General features: G+C 61.2%; 16 protein-coding genes and 1 riboswitch. Of the genes, 1 reads left to right on the forward strand and 15 read right to left on the reverse strand.

Annotation, left to right across the window (positions count from 1 at the left end; all coding sequences use genetic code 11):
* Positions 1-189: 189 nt before the first annotated feature.
* The 5 genes from nrdG to AXF13_RS07590 form a co-directional block, all read right to left on the reverse strand.
* Positions 190-816, reverse strand: coding sequence for an anaerobic ribonucleoside-triphosphate reductase activating protein (nrdG, locus tag AXF13_RS07575; protein ID WP_223300002.1), 627 nt, complete (start codon positions 814-816; stop codon positions 190-192).
* Positions 794-964: an anaerobic ribonucleoside-triphosphate reductase gene (nrdD, locus tag AXF13_RS16555; protein WP_008684923.1), complete on the reverse strand. Its 171-nt coding sequence runs from the start codon at positions 962-964 to the stop codon at positions 794-796. The genes nrdG and nrdD overlap by 23 nt, the downstream gene beginning before the upstream one ends.
* A 223-nt stretch (positions 965-1,187) precedes the next feature.
* Positions 1,188-3,443 carry an anaerobic ribonucleoside triphosphate reductase gene (locus AXF13_RS07580; RefSeq protein ID WP_062252280.1) on the reverse strand — a complete coding sequence of 752 codons (2,256 nt, stop codon included), beginning with the start codon at positions 3,441-3,443 and terminating at the stop codon, positions 1,188-1,190.
* A gap of 130 nt (positions 3,444-3,573) precedes the next feature.
* Positions 3,574-3,755: riboswitch (cobalamin riboswitch) on the reverse strand.
* A 222-nt stretch (positions 3,756-3,977) separates the two neighbouring features.
* The gene (locus tag AXF13_RS07585; RefSeq protein WP_062252282.1) at positions 3,978-4,880 is read right to left on the reverse strand and encodes a hypothetical protein; all 903 of its coding nucleotides are present in this window, start codon (positions 4,878-4,880) and stop codon (positions 3,978-3,980) included.
* Between the two features lie 714 nt (positions 4,881-5,594).
* Complete coding sequence (locus AXF13_RS07590) at positions 5,595-8,252, reverse strand: M16 family metallopeptidase (protein WP_083521999.1); 2,658 nt, start codon at positions 8,250-8,252, stop codon at positions 5,595-5,597.
* On the opposite strand from AXF13_RS07590, the gene AXF13_RS07595 reads away from it, so the two are divergent.
* Positions 8,251-8,451: a hypothetical protein gene (locus tag AXF13_RS07595; protein WP_062252284.1), complete on the forward strand. Its 201-nt coding sequence runs from the start codon at positions 8,251-8,253 to the stop codon at positions 8,449-8,451. The genes AXF13_RS07590 and AXF13_RS07595 overlap by 2 nt on opposite strands.
* Positions 8,452-8,679: 228 nt before the next feature.
* On the opposite strand, the gene AXF13_RS07600 is transcribed toward AXF13_RS07595, so the two are convergent.
* From AXF13_RS07600 to rplM, 10 genes are all read right to left on the reverse strand, one after another.
* Entirely contained in the window at positions 8,680-9,609 is a 930-nt protein-coding gene (locus tag AXF13_RS07600) for a hypothetical protein (protein ID WP_062252286.1), read from the reverse strand.
* Between the two features lie 84 nt (positions 9,610-9,693).
* Positions 9,694-9,906, reverse strand: coding sequence for a DUF6485 family protein (locus AXF13_RS07605; RefSeq protein ID WP_008684929.1), 213 nt, complete (start codon positions 9,904-9,906; stop codon positions 9,694-9,696).
* A gap of 205 nt (positions 9,907-10,111) precedes the next feature.
* Positions 10,112-10,834 (reverse strand): ABC transporter ATP-binding protein, encoded by a 723-nt coding sequence (locus tag AXF13_RS07610; protein ID WP_008684931.1) that lies wholly within the window; start codon positions 10,832-10,834, stop codon positions 10,112-10,114.
* Entirely contained in the window at positions 10,827-11,645 is an 819-nt protein-coding gene (locus AXF13_RS07615) for an ABC transporter ATP-binding protein (protein WP_062252288.1), read from the reverse strand. The genes AXF13_RS07610 and AXF13_RS07615 overlap by 8 nt, the downstream gene beginning before the upstream one ends.
* The gene (locus AXF13_RS07620) at positions 11,642-12,679 is read right to left on the reverse strand and encodes a branched-chain amino acid ABC transporter permease (RefSeq protein WP_009302346.1); all 1,038 of its coding nucleotides are present in this window, start codon (positions 12,677-12,679) and stop codon (positions 11,642-11,644) included. The genes AXF13_RS07615 and AXF13_RS07620 overlap by 4 nt, the downstream gene beginning before the upstream one ends.
* Positions 12,679-13,572: a branched-chain amino acid ABC transporter permease gene (locus tag AXF13_RS07625; protein WP_008684938.1), complete on the reverse strand. Its 894-nt coding sequence runs from the start codon at positions 13,570-13,572 to the stop codon at positions 12,679-12,681. Before AXF13_RS07625 ends, AXF13_RS07620 begins: the two co-directional genes overlap by 1 nt.
* A 140-nt stretch (positions 13,573-13,712) precedes the next feature.
* Positions 13,713-14,861, reverse strand: coding sequence for an ABC transporter substrate-binding protein (locus AXF13_RS07630; protein WP_062252290.1), 1,149 nt, complete (start codon positions 14,859-14,861; stop codon positions 13,713-13,715).
* Positions 14,862-15,025: 164 nt separating this feature from the next.
* Positions 15,026-16,840: a YcaO-like family protein gene (locus AXF13_RS07635; protein WP_062252291.1), complete on the reverse strand. Its 1,815-nt coding sequence runs from the start codon at positions 16,838-16,840 to the stop codon at positions 15,026-15,028.
* A gap of 120 nt (positions 16,841-16,960) precedes the next feature.
* Positions 16,961-17,353: a 30S ribosomal protein S9 gene (gene rpsI, locus AXF13_RS07640; RefSeq protein ID WP_008684943.1), complete on the reverse strand. Its 393-nt coding sequence runs from the start codon at positions 17,351-17,353 to the stop codon at positions 16,961-16,963.
* A gap of 12 nt (positions 17,354-17,365) precedes the next feature.
* Positions 17,366-17,800 carry a 50S ribosomal protein L13 gene (gene rplM, locus AXF13_RS07645; protein ID WP_008684945.1) on the reverse strand — a complete coding sequence of 145 codons (435 nt, stop codon included), beginning with the start codon at positions 17,798-17,800 and terminating at the stop codon, positions 17,366-17,368.
* Positions 17,801-18,016 lie beyond the last annotated feature (216 nt).

Below are 18,016 nucleotides of genomic sequence, written 5' to 3' on the forward strand. Positions count from 1 at the left end.
ATAAACCTGCTTTGAGGGAGTGTACTCTTCTGGTACTCGACCGAAAAAGCAGGTGAAATCTGACGCGGCAGGAGGGCAAAAAGGCATAGCGTTAACAGGCCCTAAGCGATTCCGCAGCAATCCTTGTCGCGCGGCGGAAAAGAACGGCCCCCAAAAACCAAAGTCTCGACGCGCCGGAATCGATCCGGTTCAGGCCGCATCTGTTGCATGCTTTCCGGCGGCGCGCGCCAGCTGACGCCGCTGCTCCCTGTCCAGCAGGCGTTGGTTGGAACTGCCCCGGAAGGGCAGATCCAGATCCCGCAGAGCTTCCAGATACGGCCCGTCAATGAGCAGATCGGTCAGCTCCAGCAGGCGGGCTATTTCCGAAGCGTCTCCGCGTTCCGCCCGCGCCAGCAAAGATTCATAGGTATAGCCGGTGTACGTGACCACATCCCCGCCCCGCGCGCGGACCCTCTCGGCCACGGCGCAGAGCGCCGCGGCCTGGAGAAAGGGTTCGCCGCCGGAAAAGGTAACTCCGGCCAGCAACGGATTTTCGTCATACACAGCGAGGAGTTCGTCCACGTCGCGGATGAAACCGCCCTCCAGGCTGTGCGTTTCCGGATTGTGGCAGCCCTTGCAGCCGTGCGGACAGCCTTGGGTAAAGAGCACGAAGCGCAGGCCCGGACCGTCCACAATGGATTCTTCGACAATGCCGGACAGACGCAAAGACGGGCGCAGATACGGGCGCGATTCACTGTCCGACTGCAATCCCGCCCGCGCGCGGGCCGCAGCGGGCGACGCGGACGCGGTCCGCTCAGGCATGGCGGACCCGGTCATGCTCCTCGGCTCGCTTGGCATTGTTGAAGCGGTCCAGGGTGCCCACCAGATAGCCGGTGATCCGGCGGATGCGCTCAAAGCCCATGCCCTGGCCCACCATCTTCTGTTTCGTTTTCGTTTCCTCAAACAAGCGCGATTCCATCAGCATTGCCGCAATCTCCTTTCTGGTTCTGAAAGTTGTAAAAAATTTCCCACCGGTTCGGGAACCGGAGTTCAATAACGCGGATCAACTTTGAGAAGTTACATTCTCAGAGTGTCAGAGACGCCCGCTTCGGCGCTTAACGGCGCAAGTGAATCGCGCCCTCGCCTTCGCAGCCGCCAGAGCAATTTCAAGTTGAAATTGCTCCACTATGATATTCCACCTCGACCGTTCATTCCCACTTGGGCATCAGGGGGTATTTTCTGCGGAGTTCCCGCAGCGCCTCCAGACTGATCCCCTCGCCCTCGCGGCGGCCGCAACGCGGGCAGACGTCGTTGATGACGCCCGTGTAGCCGCAGACCGGATCGCGGTCCAGGGGATGGTTGATGGAGCCGTAGCCCACGCCCTGATCATGCATGTAGCGGATGATGCGCTCAAAGGCCTCGAGATTTTTGCAGGTATCCCCGTCCAGCTCCACATAGGTGATGTGCCCGGCGTTGGTCATGGCGTGGTAGGGAGCTTCCAGCTGGATCTTCCTGAAGGCCTTGATGGGATAGTAAACCGGCACATGGAAGGAATTAGTGTAATAATCGCGGTCCGTGACGCCGGGAATACTGCCGTAGCGCTCCCGGTCCAGGGACACGAAACGCCCGCTCAAGCTTTCCGCCGGGGTGGCGATGAGCGTGAAGTTCAGGCCGGTCTTTTCCGCTTCCTCGTCAGCGCGACGGCGCATATGCCCGATGATTTCCAGGCCCAGCTTCTGGGCCTCCTCGCTTTCGCCGTGATGCGCGCCCACCAAGGCCTTGAGGGCCTCGGCCAGACCGATGAAGCCGATGGTCAGGGTGCCGTGCTTGAGCACTTCCCCTATGCCGTCGTCCCAGTCCAGCTTGCCGGAATCCAGCCAGATGCCGTTGCCCATAAGGAAGGGATAGTTGCGCACCTTTTTGGCGCTCTGGATCTTGAGCCGGTGCAGCAACTGCCGGAAGACCAGATCGATCTTCTCATCCAGCAGGGCGTAAAACTTTTCCGGATCATTACGGGCTTCCAGGCCCAGGCGCGGCAGGTTCACGGAGGTGAAGCTCAGATTGCCGCGTCCGCAGGTCACCTGGCGCTCCGGATCATACACATTGCCCAGCACACGCGTGCGGCAACCCATATAGGCCACTTCGCTGTCGTAATAACCGTCCCTGTAGTACTGGAGGTTGAAGGGGGCGTCAAGAAAGCTGAAATTGGGGAAAAGGCGTTTAGCCGAGGTTTCCATGGCCAGTTTGAACAAATCGTAGTTGGGGTCCTCGGGATTGTAGTTGACCCCTTCCTTGACCTTGAAAATCTGCACCGGGAAAATGGAAGTCTCGCCGTTGCCCAGACCGGCCTGGGTGGCCAGGAGCAGGTTTTTCATGACCATCCGGCCCTCGGCGGAGACGTCCGTGCCGTAGTTGATGGAGCTGAACGGCACCTGGGCCCCGGCCCGGGAATTCATGGTATTCAGGTTGTGGATCAGGGCCTCCATGGCCTGGTACACGCGCCGGTCCGTATTGGCCAGAGCTTCGTCCACGGCATAGGCGTGGGCGCGTTCCGCCAGTTCTTTCCACTGTTCGGGAGCGGCTTCGGTCAGCGCGCGGCCCAGAGCATCGGCTCCGGCCATGCTCGGGCGCACGCCCACGGCATCCAGCAGTTTCCCGGCCAGTTCCTCCGCGGCGGCCGCGTCCAGGCCCCCGGCAATGCGCAGGCAGGCGCAGAAGGCCTTGCGGTATTCCTTGGCATAGGTCTTGATCACGCCCTCGGCCATGGCATAGTCAAAGTGCGGCACGCTCTGGCCGCCGTGCATTTCATTCTGGTTGGCCTGAATGGCTATGCAGGCCAGGGCCGAATAGCTTTCAATGGAATTGGGCTCACGCAGATAGCCGTGCCCGGTGGAGAAACCGTTTTTGAACAGCGGGATCAGATTGATCTGGCAGCAGGTTTCGGTGAGCATGTAGAAATCTTTGTCATGAATATGGATATCGCCGTTAAGATGCGCGGCCGAGGCGTCCTTGGGCAGGATATAATTGTCGATGAAGAATTTGGAGCCCTCGGAACCGTACTTGAGCATGGTGCCCATGGCCGTGTCGCCGTCAATATTGGCGTTCTCCCGCTTGATGTCCTCCCGGATGGCCGGGGAGTACGTCAGCTTTTTGTAGATATCCATCAGATAGGATTCCGCGTTGCGGATCTTGGCGTGCTCCGCGCGGTAGAGAATATAGGCCTTGGCGGTTTTGGCGTAATCGTACTGGATCAGCGTTTCTTCCACCACGTCCTGAATTTCTTCCACATGGCGGAGGCTGCGCTCATCCAGCTTTCTGCAGACTTTCTCGGTGACGAAAAGCAGGTCCGTGGGCGACATGTCCTCGCCGCCCACAGCCTGGTTGGCTTTGGTGATGGCGTTGAGAATCTTGACCGAATCAAAGGGCACGGACGCGCCGTCCCGTTTCATAATACTGGCGGGCATGAAAAACTCCAGGCATGGAGGGGCTGTATGGAATAAAAAACCTCCGCCCGCAACACAGGCGGAGGAGGAAACGCATTTATCCTCACTGCAAGACCTGACGGCAAAAGCCCCGTTGCCGACGGTCCGTCCTCAAAGACGATGAATGAAAGCAGGTCTTCCGGCTTGCCGGCTCGCTTTTCGGCCTTCCCGGAGCGAATCCAGTGGCGCGCAAGGAAAAGCGGCATCAGTTCGGCGCACGGCGGCGGGTCCGCTCCCGATTTGAACGGGATTCCCTATTAAGCCCCGAAGGGCGCTTCCGTATCTCTAGAGATAGTCAAAACAGCCCCTTTCTGTCAATCAGAGGCGCGAAAAAAGGCTTCCTTGCTTCGTAACAACATACTGAATTTAAAAGATAAATTTTAAGGATACGGCCCTACGGCGACGACCGTCAGCCCTCCGGCCACAGTGCCGGGCCGCCATGCCCTCCAAAAGGTAGAGCCGGATGGTTTCATCGCCGACGATGCCGGGCGGGAGCATCTTGCCGCCCCCGCCGGTTCACCGCGCCGGGGCGGCCTGACTTTCGGCTCCTCTCCCTGACGGGCCGCCGAGCCGCGCCGTGATCCAGAGGTCCAGACCGGGCACGCCCTCCTCGCCCACCGGCTGCCAGTCCAGCACGGCATCCCGCCGCGCTGCGGACAGATAGCGCACAAAACGCAAATGCAGGTTCAGAGCGCTGTCCTTTTTATTCCGACCGACAATCACGCTGTGGGCAGCCAGAAAAAACTTGCGGGACTCCCCTTCCGGGCCGTTGCAGTCCAGATAGAGCAGGCAGAGCGTATTCTGATCAATATCAATGTCGTTGAGCAGATCGTAATCGACCAGCCGCACGAACGCACCACCGGCGGAGACGTCGATCAGGCGTATTTTCCGTTCCAGATCCTGGCTGTAACGGCTCATATAGATCTGCACCTGGCCGCGCTGCTCCGGCAACATGGGCGCGAACCAGAAGCGGAATTTTTTGAGCATGTCCGGCCCCAGGCGCAGCCGTTCGTGCCGACGCAACTCCCGCCATAAGGAACGGAAAGGCGTCTTGAGAGTGATCTCGGTCAGGGCGTTTCCGGCGTCGCGCCGCACATCCTGCACGCGGCAGTTGCAATAAAAACCGTGCCGCGCGACGGCAGCCTTACCGCTCTCTTCCTGCCCGTCCCTTGCCTCTTCCGGATTCGCCTCGATATCCGGCTTGAAATAGATGCGGCACTCTCCGCCCTTCAGTTCAGCGGGAATCAGGGGCTCCGCCGTGGACAGGACCGTGATGTCGCGGGCGGTAAAGGTTACGGTGCAGAGCAGAGGTCCCGCTTCGCGCGGACGGCCGTCAAAGGTGAGTTGGACCGGAAGGGCCCGGTCACGGGCGTATTCCAGGGCGGTTGCGATATTCGGACGCCAGAGGCAGAGGGGCATTACGCGGATCTCCTGTCATCACCAAGGATGCATGCCATGTCCTTTGGCACAGAGCAAGCTGGGGAATTGCCATTCTCAAAGCCGGCGCTGCCCTCAGTCGGCTGCTGTTGTTATTCGCAGCAATGCTGTCCTCGTCTGTCGCGTTGCGGCTACAGCCAGGCTTCGCCATGAACGGTTCAGGCAAGCCCCGGCGGCAATAGCTGACGCCCGGTGGGACTGAGGTTCAGCCTTTTGCCTCAGGCGCGGGCGGCCACGCGAGTGAGCGCCGGAGCAGGGAATCTTTCAACGTTAACCTACCCTATTTCCCAAGGATTTTTCATGGATAGCTCACGCGGACGCGTTCTGTAAAGTCACAACAGCGCCCCGTCCCGGTCGAACTTGACCGTGACGGGGCGCTGTTCAGACAAAACCTGCGAACGCCGGGGATATTCTAAGCAGATTAACTTTGAGAATTGACATTCTCAAAGTTTTTAAGCCGCTCGCTCTGCTCTCGATGTCCGTACGGCGGCATAGCCGCCAACGGCTGACGCTCGTGGCGAGCGCCTGCTTACGCAGCCGCCAGAGCAATTTCAAAGTGAAATAGCTCTAGGTTGGAAGTTTCATTCCCTGCCCAAGAAAGCGAATTCCGGCGCAGGACGCATGGTAAAGCATATTCGAACTTCGCATGGAACGGGCCTCGCGCAGGAGAGAATGAAAGCACGTTGGGAGCGGCTCCTACGGCAGCAGGGTTACCTCATAGGCATTGGCCGGTTCCAGATACTTGCGGGCCACGGCCTGCAAATCGGCCGGGGCCAGCGTAGCGGCCTTGTCCAGCAACTGCTTCTGGAAATCCTGGGGATAGTGCAGCACGGCGTCCGTGGCCGCCTCACCGGCGCGGTCCGCCAGGCTCTGCCTCTCGCGCAGGTATTCGCCCAGCAGGCGGTTGCTTCCGGCGGCCAACAGGGCCTTGGGCAGCGGCTTGGCCTTGATTTCGGCAATGATCCCGGCAAAGCCCCGCCGGGCCTGCTCCAGCTTGTCCGGCGTGGTGCCGATGTAAAAGGCCATGAAGCCCGTCTCCGGCATGCTGCGGTTGAAGGCGGTTACGGTATAGCCCAGGCCCTGCTCGTCGCGCAGGCTGGCAAACAGCAGGCCGCTCTGGCCCGAAAGCACGGATTGCAGCAGCATCAGGGCAGGCGCGTCCGGATGGGTGGGCGGCACGGTTTTGAAGATCTGCAGGAGATGGGCCTGATTACGGCCCGGCAGATTCAGGCTGAGCGCTCTGTCCTTGCCCCAGTCGGGCGCGGCCACGGCCAGGCCTTCCCCTTCCGGCGCGGGCAGGCCCTGGGCGAAGGCCAGCACGGCCTCGCGGTCAAAGCTGCCTGCCACGGAAAGCACCCACGGCTGGCCGGACTGACGGGCCCAGAAAGCCTGCACGTCTTTGCGGTCAAAGCCGTCCAGGCTCCGGGGCGTGCCCAGGCCGTCAAAACCATAGGGCTGTCCGCCGGGATAGAGGAAGGGATTCAGCTTGGAGAACATATAAGCCAGAGGATTGTCCGAGCGCTGGCGGATGGCGGATTTCATGTTATCCACCTCACGGCGCAGTTCCTTGGTTTCGAAACGCGGCTTGGCAAGCACATCGCCCAGCGCGCTGAAATACTCCGCGTTGAAGCGCGAGGGCCCGGTCAGGGAGATGCCGAAGGTCTGCAGACCCGCCTTGGCGGCAATGGAGGCCGCGCGTTCCGCGAAATAGCGCTCCACGCCCTGGGCATCCAGATTGCCGCTGCCGTCGGTGAGCAGGCGGGCGGTCAGATCCGCCAAGCCCTGCTGTTCGGGCTTGAGCAGTGCGTTGCCGCCGGGCAGCATCAGGTCCAGGGAAATATAGGGCACCGTGGCGTCGGGGATCATGATCAGGGTGCGGCCCTGGCCCAGTTGAACCACCTCGCGCTTTCCGGCGGCCACAGCTGCCGCCGCCACGCTTTGCGCATGCGCAGCGGCGGGCCAGTTCTTCCGCAGCACGGCTTCCAGATCGGGCAGGGCCGCGCCTTCCGGTGCCAGCACGCGCACCCGCGCCCGTTCCGGCACGAGCCACTGGCTGACGGCATTCTGCAACTGATTTTCATCCACATTGCGCTGAGCGAAACGCATGTTGCGCTCCCCCTGCTCCCCGCCCAGATCAAACTGGATGGTTCCCTTCCAGGATGCCAGACCGTTGAGGGTTTCCCCGGCCCGGTCCATGCTGTCCTCCAGATTGAACTTGGCCCGGCGCACGGCGTCGGCGCTGAAGTCCTTGGCCGTCAATCCGGCCAGATCCCTGGTCAGCTCCTGCCAAAAAGGTTCCAGCTTGTCGGCGTCCAGCTGGGCGGTGATGGTCAACAGGCCCGCGCGGGCCAGACTCATATTGTCCACGCTGATGCCGTCCACCAGTTGCTTTTCATACTTGTACTTGCGGTAGAAGGTCGAGGTGCCGTCGCCGCCGAGCAGATAGCTCAGCACGTCCAGATCCACGGCGCGCAGGTCGCGTAGACCGGGCGCGGGAAGGGAAATGCCCAGATAAACCTTATTCCAGGGTCCCCGGCTCACTTCCACGCGCGGACCACCCGCCGCGCCGGACAGGTCCAGCGGCTGGGGCACGGGCAGGTCGCCGCCGTTCTTCAGGCCGCCGAAAATCTTCTGGGCATAGGCCAGCACCGCGTCGGGCTCAATGTCGCCCGCCACCAGCAGCATCATGTTCTGCGGCTGGTACCAGCGCTTGACATAGTCGCGCAGATCCTGGGCGGTAATGGCCTTGATGGTGTCCACATAGCCGATAATCGGACGGCCGTAAGGCGTATTTTTGAGCCCGGCCACCTGAAGGTTTTCATAGAGCTTGCGCATGGGCGAATCCTCGCCGCGCTGGAGCTCGGAAATGACCACGTTTTTCTCGGCTTCCAGTTCCTTGGGATCGAGCCGGGCCTGGAAAGCCATATCCTTGACCACGTCCATGCCGGTGCGCCAGTGCGCGGCGGGCATGTCGGTCAGATACCAGGTTTTGTCAAAGCTGGTGGCCGCGTTGAGATAACCGCCCAGGGCCTCCACCTCGCGGGCCACCTGGCCTTTGGGCCGGTGCTCCGTGCCCTTGAAGACCATATGCTCAAGTACATGGCTGATGCCCGCATGGCGCGGTTCTTCATTGGCCGAGCCCGTGCGCACGTACAGGCGGGTGCAGACCAGGGGGAAACGCGTGTCCTTGAGAATATAGACGGTGAGCCCGTTGGGCAGCCGGGTCAGCACCTCGTTCGCCGAAACGGAAGAGGCAGCGGCTGCGCGCCCGGCGGCAAAGGCCTGACCGATGGAAAGCAGGACGGCGGCCGCGCAGAACAGCGCCGCTGTCAGAAAGGAGATACTATGTCGCATGAAAACTCCTGAAAACTGGTTTCAAGTCTTCCGGCTGTCTCCGCATGATGCGGATTTTTTCCGGAGGGTCGCTCATTACAGCATGTTGCGTTTGAACTATGTAATATTTCAAATTTTACGCAGCCCGCGTGCCGTGGAAGCGGCAACCGTTGGCAAGTCTCCGAGCCTTACGGATGCCGACAGCAACGCTAAAAAATAGTTTATCGCTGCTGTCGATACCCGTATTTGGGGCCAACGGCACGGCTGCGCCGCCTCCGGGCGCTTTCTTGCGCCTGGGCGCGGGCGTCTGCTCCGGCTGTAAAAACAAAACCGGATGGAAGGCATGACGCATTCCATCCGGGAATAGTAGTTTTTGCCGCCGCTCAAGGCAAGCGGGGAAAAAACAGCGGATTCCGGCAAAAGGCCGGGACACCCGAGGTTTTCCGGCTCAGCCCTGCAAGGCGGGCACAAGTTCGCGCAGCACTTCCTCGGCCCGCTCGTTGGGCACCTGGCAGGTTCCGGCGGCCAGATGCCCGCCCCCGCCGTGGGCCAGCATGACCTGACCGATATTGACCGTGCTGGACCGGTCCAGAATGGATTTGCCCACGGCAAAGACCGTGTTCTGCTTTTTCAGGCCCCAGAGCACATGCATGGAAATGTTGCACTGCGGGAAAAGCGCGTAAATCATGAAACGGTTGGTGCACCAGATGACATCCTCATCGCGCAGATCCAGCACCACCAGTTTGCCGTGCACCGAGGAACAGCGTTTGATCTGCTCCGCGGCCTTGGGCTGCTGCTCAAAATAGAGCTCCGTCCGTTCCTTCACGTCCGGCAATTGCAGGATATCCTCAATGAGATTGGTGCGGCAATGCTCGATAAGCTCCATCATCAGCTCGTAGTTGCTGATCCGGAATTGGCGGAAGCGCCCCAGGCCCGTGCGCGGGTCCATGATATAGTTGAGCAGGGTCCAGCCCTCCGGCGCAAGGATGTCCTCTCTGGAATACCGGGCGGAGTCGGCCTGGTCCACGGCGCGCATCATTTCCTGCGGGATGCCCACAAAGCGCTCCCGTCCGCCGAAATATTCGTAGACGACCCTGGCCGCCGAGGGAGCTTCGGGATCGATGACGTAATTCTCGGGCCGCGCGCCGCCCAGGCGCAGGGTTTCCGAGAGGTGGTGGTCGAAGACCAGATGAGCCTTGGAATTGTACGGCAGATTGGTGGTGATGTCGTTTTCGGTGATCTCCACCTTGCCGTCCTGCATATCCTTGGGATGAACGAATTTGATGCTGTCCAGCATGTCCATTTCTTTTAACAGAACGGCGCAGACAAGGCCGTCGAAATCGCTGCGGGTCACAAGCCGGTATTTTTTCTCAGCCATGCCGATCAGCTCCTGTGATGTATGAAGATATGACCATGATGCGGGATGGGCGGCATATTTTCAAGAGGCCGTCCAAGAGCCGCCTCAGGCATTTTGTTTGCTTTGCCTGATCACATCCGCGAATGTTTCAAGCGTGTAGGATGCGTTGAGATCCACATCCTCTTTGACCAGCTTCACAAAACAATTGGGAATTTCCCGAAGACGCAAATTCTTTTCAATACAGGGAGAACAGCCCTTATCATGCCTGGAAGGATGCAGAGGGCAGGCTTTGTTCGCGCAGGTGCAGAAATCTTTCATGGATATTCTCCGTATCCGCCGCTCCCGGCATAAAGGAGCTTTAGCCGTAGGCAAACCTTGTGATCCGTAACACTGCTTCGCCGTGAACGGCTCAAGCAAGCCGCCGGCGCGGTAACGGCTAGCGCCCTTGGCAGAGAATGAAAATCCTAATTTAGAAACAGCCCCTAGAACAGTCAAGACTTGAAATGCTCTGGCCGCCCACGCATCAGCCGCCCAGATAGGCTTCCTTGACTTTGGGATTTTCCAGCAGTTCCCGGCCCGGACCTTCCAGCACAACCCGGCCCACTTCCAGAATATAGGCGTAATGGGCCACGGAAAGCGCGGCAAAGGCGTTCTGCTCCACCAGGAGCACGGTTTTGCCTTCCGCGTTGATCCGTTTGATGATTTCAAAAATTTCACGCACCAGCAAGGGCGCAAGGCCCAGCGAGGGCTCGTCGAGCATGAGCAGGTCCGGACGACTCATGAGCGCCCGGCCCACGGCCAGCATCTGCTGCTCGCCGCCGGACAGGGTGCCTCCCTTCTGCCAGCTGCGCTCCTTGAGGCGCGGGAAAAGGGTGTAAACCCATTCCAGGTCCGCCGCGATCTCGTCCTTTTCCTTGCGGGAATATGCGCCCAGATAGAGATTTTCCTCCACGCTCAAATGCGGCAGGATGCGGCGGCCCTCGGGCGAAAGGGAAATACCCTTGCGCACCATGCCCTCGGGCTTCAGGCCCATCAGGGACACCGGCTCCTCGCCCTCATGCCGGGTAAAAAGAATTTCGCCGCTGATGGTCTTGTTCAGACCGGCGATGGAACGGATGATGCTGCTTTTGCCCGCGCCGTTGGCCCCGATCAGGGTCACGATGCTGCCGCGCGGGATGGAAAGGCTGACGCCCTGCACGGCCTGGATGCCGCCGTAACGCACATGGAGATCACGTATTTCAAGCATGTTGCACCACCACATCCTCACCCAGGTAGGCGCGGATGACCACAGGATTGTTGCGTACGGATTCGGGATCGCCCTGGGCGATCAGCGCGCCGTACTCCATCACCCAGATATACTGGCACACGCCCATGACAACCTTCATGTCGTGTTCAATGAGTAGAATCGTCAGATTGAATTCGTCCCGGATGTGCCCGATGAAGTGCATCAGATCCAGGCTTTCCTGAGGGTTCATGCCCGCCGCCGGTTCGTCCAGGAGCAAAAGGCGCGGCTCGGTGGCCAGGGCGCGGGCGATTTCCAGGCGGCGCTGGGCCCCGTAAGGCAGGCTGCCCGCCTTTTCGTCCAGTTGGTCGCCCAGATTCACGCGCTCGGCCAGCAGCCGCCCCTTGCGGGCGATCTCCGCCTCTTCCCGGTAGAAACGGGGCAGGCCCAGGGGAGCCATCCACCAGGGGCAATGGCGGCGCACATGACAACCCACCATGATGTTTTCCAGCACGGTCATCTGGCGCGAAAGCCGGATGTTCTGGAAAGTGCGGGCCATGCCCAGGCGACAGATATCATAGGGTTTGCGCCCCTTGATGCTCTTGCCCGCGAAAATCACGTCGCCTTCCTGCGGCGTGTAGAAGCCGCTCAGCACGTTGAATACCGTGGTTTTACCGGCGCCGTTGGGGCCGATGATCCCCGCGATGGCCCCCTGGGGGACGGCCAGGGTCAGCTCGCTCACCGCCGTCACCCCGCCGAAGCGCATGGTCACGTCGCGGGCCAGCAGCAGCGCGCCCTCATAATCGGGCGGCGTGGGCAATACAAAGCCGCTCATGCCTTATGCCTCCTCAGGAAGGCGAAAATTCTCGTCCAGGTCAGCTCGCGCGTGCCCATGATGCCCTCGCGCCGATAGAGAATGATCGCCAGCAGCACCAGTGAAAAGACCACCATGCGCATGCCCGGAATGCCCGGCAGCTCGATGAAGCCCAGATTCATGGGTTCCTCGATGGCCCGCAGCCATTCCAGCAGGATGGTGATCACCGTGGCGCCCAGAATGCTGCCGGTCAGGGAGCCCAGGCCGCCGGCCACCACGAACATGAGCACGTTGAAGGTCAGCAGAAAGTTGAACATCTTCGGGTCGATGGTGGAAAGATGGCTGCCCAGCAGCGCGCCGCCCACGCCCGCGAAAAAGGCCCCGATGCAGAAGGAAAGCACCTTGTAGCGAAAGACGTTGATGCCCATGACGCTGGCCGCGATTTCATTGTCGCGGATGCAGCGCAGCACGTTGCCGAAATTGCTGAAGACCAGACGCGCCAGGACAATAAGAGTAAACAGCGTCCAGCCGTAACAGGCCAGCAGAGTGGCGTGGCTCGGTATGCCCTTGATGCCCAGGGAGCCGTTGGTCACGGCCGTGGCGTTGACGATGAGCACGCGGATGATTTCAGCAAAGCCCAGGGTGGCGATGCCCAGATAGTCGTCGCCCAGGCGCAGCACGGGCACGGCGATGAAAAAGGCGAAAATCATGGCGACAAAGCCGCCGGCCAGCACGGAAGTCCAGAAGGGAGTGAACAATTCGGAGAAAGGCCAGATGATGGGCTCCAGAATCCACATCATTTCTTTCTGCTCGGGCGGCAGGATACACAGTGCCGAGACATAGGCCCCCACGGCGATGAAGCCCGCCTGCCCCAGGGAAAACAGGCCCGTGAAACCGTAAATCAGGTTCAGGGAAAGAGCCAGGATGATATTGATGAAGATCAGCTTGGCGATGTAGATCTGGTAGTCGCCCAGAAAGCTTTCCGCCTGCCAGAGCACACAGCCCAGCAGGAACATGGCCACGATGTTCAGGAGGGTGCTGCGGTTCAGGCGCATCAGATTTTCTCCTCCATGCGTTCGCCCAGCAGGCCCGTGGGTTTGATCAGCAGAACCAGCACCAGCAGCACAAAGGCGAAGGCGTCGCGGTATCCGGAAAGCTCGGGCATGAAAGCCACGGTCATGATTTCCACAAAGCCCAAGGCCACGCCGCCGATCACCGCGCCCTGGATGGAGCCGATGCCGCCGAACACCGCCGCGATAAAGGCTTTCAGGCCGGGCATGATGCCCATGTAGGGATGCACCTGCGGATACCGCAGGGCCCACATGATGCCCGAGGCCGCAGCCAGGGCCGAGCCGATGCAGAAGGTGAAGGCAATGATGTTGTCCACCCGCACGCCCAGCAGACGCGTGGTCTCAATATCCTTGGAAATAGCCCGCATGGCCAGGCCAGGCTTGGTGCGGTAGACGATGTAGAGCAGTATGCCCACCAGCACGGCGGTCATGGTCGGCACGAAGGCCGTCAGGCGCAGGATGCGCAGGCCGCCCACCTGCCATTCCGAAACCAGCCACTCCGGCTGGAGCACGGGCCTGGGCTGTCCGGTAAAGACCACCACGGCGAGGCTTTCTATGAAAAAGGATACCGCAATGGCGCTGATCAGAGCCGAAATGCGCGGAGCGTCGCGCAAAGGCCGGTAGGCCACCCGCTCAATGATCACGCCCAGCAGGCTCGCCCCGGCAATGGACATGATGGCGGCCACGCCCCAGGGCCAGCCGAAGGCGAAGGTGCCGAAAAAGACGAAATACGCGCCCACCATCAGGATGTCGCCGTGGGCGAAGTTGATCAGGCGCAGGATGCCGTAGACCATGGTATAGCCGATGGCGATCAGCGCATAGAGCGAGCCCAGGGTCAGGGCATTGAAACAGTGCTGCAAAAACATCTCAAGGCTCATGGGCCACCTCTGGGCGCAGCCGTGCCGCGAAGCCCGGACACTGGCGGTCCGGCTTCGGGTCAACGGCGATCACAGCGGAAAAAGAGACGACAGCGGCCCCGCGGCGGCAAGCCGCCGCGGGGCCGAGATACTGCAACCGTTTACTTGGGCGTCACTTCGCCCACATAGACGCGCTGCCCATTCTTGTATTCGATGATGCCCACAGGCATTTCGGCATCGTGGGTCTTGTTGATGGAGAGTTTGCCCAGAGCGGTGGGCAGATCCTTGGTTTCGGCCAGGGCCTTGGCAATGGCCTGGGGGTCGGCCGAATTGGCGCGCTTGATGGCGTCCACGATCAGGAAGTAGCAGTTGTAGCCCAGAGCGCCGTTCACGTTGGTTTCCTTGTCGGGATAGGCCTTTTTCCAGGCCTCGGTGAAGCGCTTGGCCTCGGGGCTCATGTTGGTCATCTTGGAATCATAGGGGAAGGTGGTGTGCAAAAAGCCTTCCGCGGCCTTGCCGCCCAGCTTGACGGTGTCGGGATTGTCCATGGCGTCAGCGCCCATCAGGCGGAAGGTGGCGCCCAGTTCGCGGGCCTGCTTCATGATGATGGCGCCTTCGGCGAAGTAGGCGGGCATAAAGACGATGTCGGGCTTTTTGGCGATCAGCTCGGTGAGCTGGGCCGTGAAGTCCTGGTCGCCGGAGCTGTACTTGAGGTTTGCCACCACTTCGCCGCCCAGCTTCTTGAAGGAGCGGGTGAAGAAGCTGGAGAGACCCACGGCATAGTCGTTGGTCATGTCCATAAGCACAGCGGCCTTTTTGAGGCCCAGGTTTTCATAGGCATAAGTGGCCGCGGCAGCGCCCTGATAGGGGTCGATGAAGCAGGCGCGGAAATAGTATTTCTTGCCCTGGGTCACCAGAGGATTGGTGCAGGAGGTGCCCACGCCGGGCACCTTGGCCTTTTCGGCCACTTCAGCGCCGGCCATGGCCAGGGAGGAACCGTAGGTACCGATAAGGGCTACGACCTTGTCGCGTTCCACCAGGCGTTTCACGGCATTGGCCGCTTCCACCTTGTCGGACTTGTTGTCCACCACCACAAGCTCCACGGGACGGTCCAGAACCGTGGGCATTTCCTTCTGGGCCAGGCGCACGCCTTCCAGCTCCAGCTGGCCGCCGAAGGCGTTCTGCCCGGTCAGCGGCAGATACACGCCGATTTTAATGGGATCCTTGTCCGCGGCGGACGGGGCCTGCGCGCCAAAACCCAGCGAAAGCGTCAGCGCGGCCAGCACCGCAAGATGTTTGCCCAGTTTCATCCTAACCCTCCAGGTTGTGCGGTTTACGACACGACAGTCCTGCACGGGCCGTTTCAGCGGCCCGCAACGGCAGTCCTCCCGCCGCTGTGACAGGTATGTAACAACAAGTATAGACCACTTGGCCTCTTGTCGCAATTCACAAAAAAAGCGGAGATATCAGCGCGTTATTTATACATGGCCGCATAACGCGCAAAAAGCCGGAGGCTCGGCCGCGAAAAACTGTCCCATTCCGCGGTAAGCTCCAGACCCGGAATCAGAACGCGGACCACGGGCAGGTTCAGATCCGTCCGGGTCAGATCCACATAGAGCGGGCTTTTGCCGTGCCCGGCCAGCACGCTTTCCAGCAAGCGCAGATTGGCCTCGGCCGACGGCAGGCTGTAATCCGGCAGATCTTCCAACACGCGCTCGGGCAACGCCGCCAGGCCGGGCCCGGATGCTTTGCCGAAAGGGGCCGGACGCGCCCAGACATAGGGCCAGGGCGTTTCGGTCAGGGCGGCCAGGGCCGCGCGCGCGCCGTTCAGATTGGCGCCGGTGGCCCGCGCCACGGTACCGTCAAGAGCCGTGACGAAACACTGGTATACGGGCAGGCCCAGTTCCGTGGTGAGGTCCTGAAACTGCACGCGGATGCCGCGCGCGGCATAGTCTTCCAAAAGGCTCTGAATGCGCTGGTCGCGGCTTCTGAGGGTAAAACAGCGCGCCCGGCTGAAGGGCGTGGTGGCCTCGGCGTCCCGTTCCAGAATCTCCGTGATCGCCGCCACCTTGGCCTCGTCCAGGCTGTTGCCCGAGGCCAGTCCCGTGGAGCCCCCGGCCAGAAAGAGGCCCGGCTCGTCCAGATTGCAGAACAGAAAAACGGCCTGGGCCGGGACCAGCACTTCCGCGCCGTCCACGGCACGGGCCGTCAGCCAGTACAGGGGCGCGTCCGGACAAGATGCCTCCAGAGGCAACAGTCCGGGATCAAGCACTGCCCTTCCCTGCGCCTTGAGGTCCGCATAACGGGCTTTGATCAACAACAGGGGCAGCTTGCGGTCCAGCACTTCGCCGCCAATCCCGGCTTGGCCCGGTCCCACGCTGACGTAGGCGCTGGCCCGCTCCACGATTTCCATGGCGTAAGAGGCGCGGGCCTGGGCCAGCGAAAGCCCCCGGCCATAGGCCGTGGCCTGGCCGCGCAGACTGTGGTTCAGACGGCTGTTGCGCACGCTGATGTCCACCTGCCAGGAGCGCAGCAGGGCAATGGGCGAAAGCGAGGCTTCATGCCGCATTTCCGGTCCGGCGATGAAGCCCGCCTCCATCAGGGCGTCCAGGGCGCGCAAAAAAGTTTCCTTGGCCGGAGGCCGTTCCCGAGGCTCCCAGTCTTCGGCTTTCCGGCGGGCATGCTCCCGGGCCAGGATGTCGGCGCGCGACGCGAGTCCCTCGGCTCTTGCCGTCAGTTCTCGCGGGCAAAACAGCGGGGGGATGTCCGCCTCGTCCGGCCGGGGAAGCGGATGATGGCCGCAGATATTGGCGCGGAACATAGCACTCCAGGCCGCGGCGGCCTCCCGGTCGGATTGAAGCGCGGCCCGCAGGTAGACTGTCGGGCTGGCCGGAGCCAGCCGCGCGGCGGCGTCGGCGGGAAAGCCATTGCACACTTCCCGGCAGGCGGGCAGCAGCAAGGCGCATTCCAGCAGCAGACCGGCCAGGGCGGGTCTGATGAAAACATCGGCGGCGGCGTCATAGCAGGTTGCGGCCAGAGAACGCAGCTCGCCCGGACTTTTCTTACTCAGAACCCGCAGAAGATGCTGGTGCAGAAAGTCGTCCAAGGGTGTTGCCTCCAGCCGTTCCAGGGCCGCCTCCAGACTTAGGGAGGACGGCGGTTCGCAGGAGAAATAGCCGGTGGTCGCCAGGGTTTCGGCGTGGGTGTAGGCGTAGTCGATGGGGGAAGGCGTAACAGGCGATCCTTCCGGTGCCGGATAGGGTCCGGATGCTTGGGAATGGCCGGGCATCATGGTTCCTCGCGCGGGACAATAACTACAAAAAAAGCGGGCCGCATGGGACGGCCCGCTTGTCGCGCAGATATATTCCGGAAATCCCCGGCAGGAGGGATTTCCGGAATAAAAGGCGGATTAACGCTTGGAATACTGGTACCGGGCGCGGGCCGCGCGCAGACCGTACTTTTTACGTTCCTTCTTGCGGGCGTCGCGGGTCAGGAAACCGGCCTTCTTGAGCACAGGGCGCAGAGCCGGGTCCACAAGCAGAAGGGCGCGGGAAATGCCGTGGCGCACGGCCTCGGCCTGACCGGTCACGCCGCCGCCGGCCACATTGACGCGCACGTCCAGCTTTTCAGCCAGCTTGGCCAGCACCAGGGGCTGGCGGATGATCATCTGCAGGGTCTTGCGGGGGAAATACTCCTCAAAGGAGCGCCCGTTAACCGTGATGCCGCCCGAACCGGCATAAATGCGGGTACGGGCCGTGGCGGTCTTGCGGCGTCCGGTGCCGTATTCAAATTTCTCGCTCATGGCGTGCACTCCTTAGTAAGGCAGGGTCAGCGGCTGGGGATTCTGGGCCATGTGCGGATGCTCGGGCCCGGCATAAACCTTGAGTTTCTTCAATATGGCGCGGCCCAAGCGGTTCTTGGGCAGCATGCCGCGCACGGCGGCCGTCAGAACACGCGAAGGCTTGTCGGCCAGCACATCGCCCAAGGTCGTGGTCTTGAGGCCACCCACCCAGCCGGAGTGCCGGTAGTATTTCTTGTCGGTCATTTTCGCGCCGGTCACCTTGATCTTTTCACAGTTGACCACCACGATGAAATCCCCGTTATCCATATGCGGGGCGAACTCAGGCTTGTGCTTGCCGCGCAGGCGATGGGCAATCTGGCTGGCCAGACGGCCAAGAACCTGATCCTGGGCATCAACCACAAACCACTGGCGGTCGATGTCTTTGGGGGTAGGGCTGAACGTCTTCATCAGAATGAACTCCTCAGGGTCTGCTGGAATAAGCAGCAAAAAATATACGGCAGCCGTCAGGCTGAAAAAAATTCGTCCAGCGTCGCGCCGTCTAACGGGGGGTGGCGGCAGGATCACTGCAAAGGTCGATTTGATACGCCAAAGGCCGGGACGTGTCAAGCGCTATCCGTGCCTGACAACGATTTTCCGTCGGCTTCGCAACGCTTGAGCTTTGTA

Source organism: Desulfovibrio fairfieldensis (assembly GCF_001553605.1).
In the GTDB taxonomy this organism is placed as follows: domain Bacteria; phylum Desulfobacterota; class Desulfovibrionia; order Desulfovibrionales; family Desulfovibrionaceae; genus Desulfovibrio; species Desulfovibrio fairfieldensis.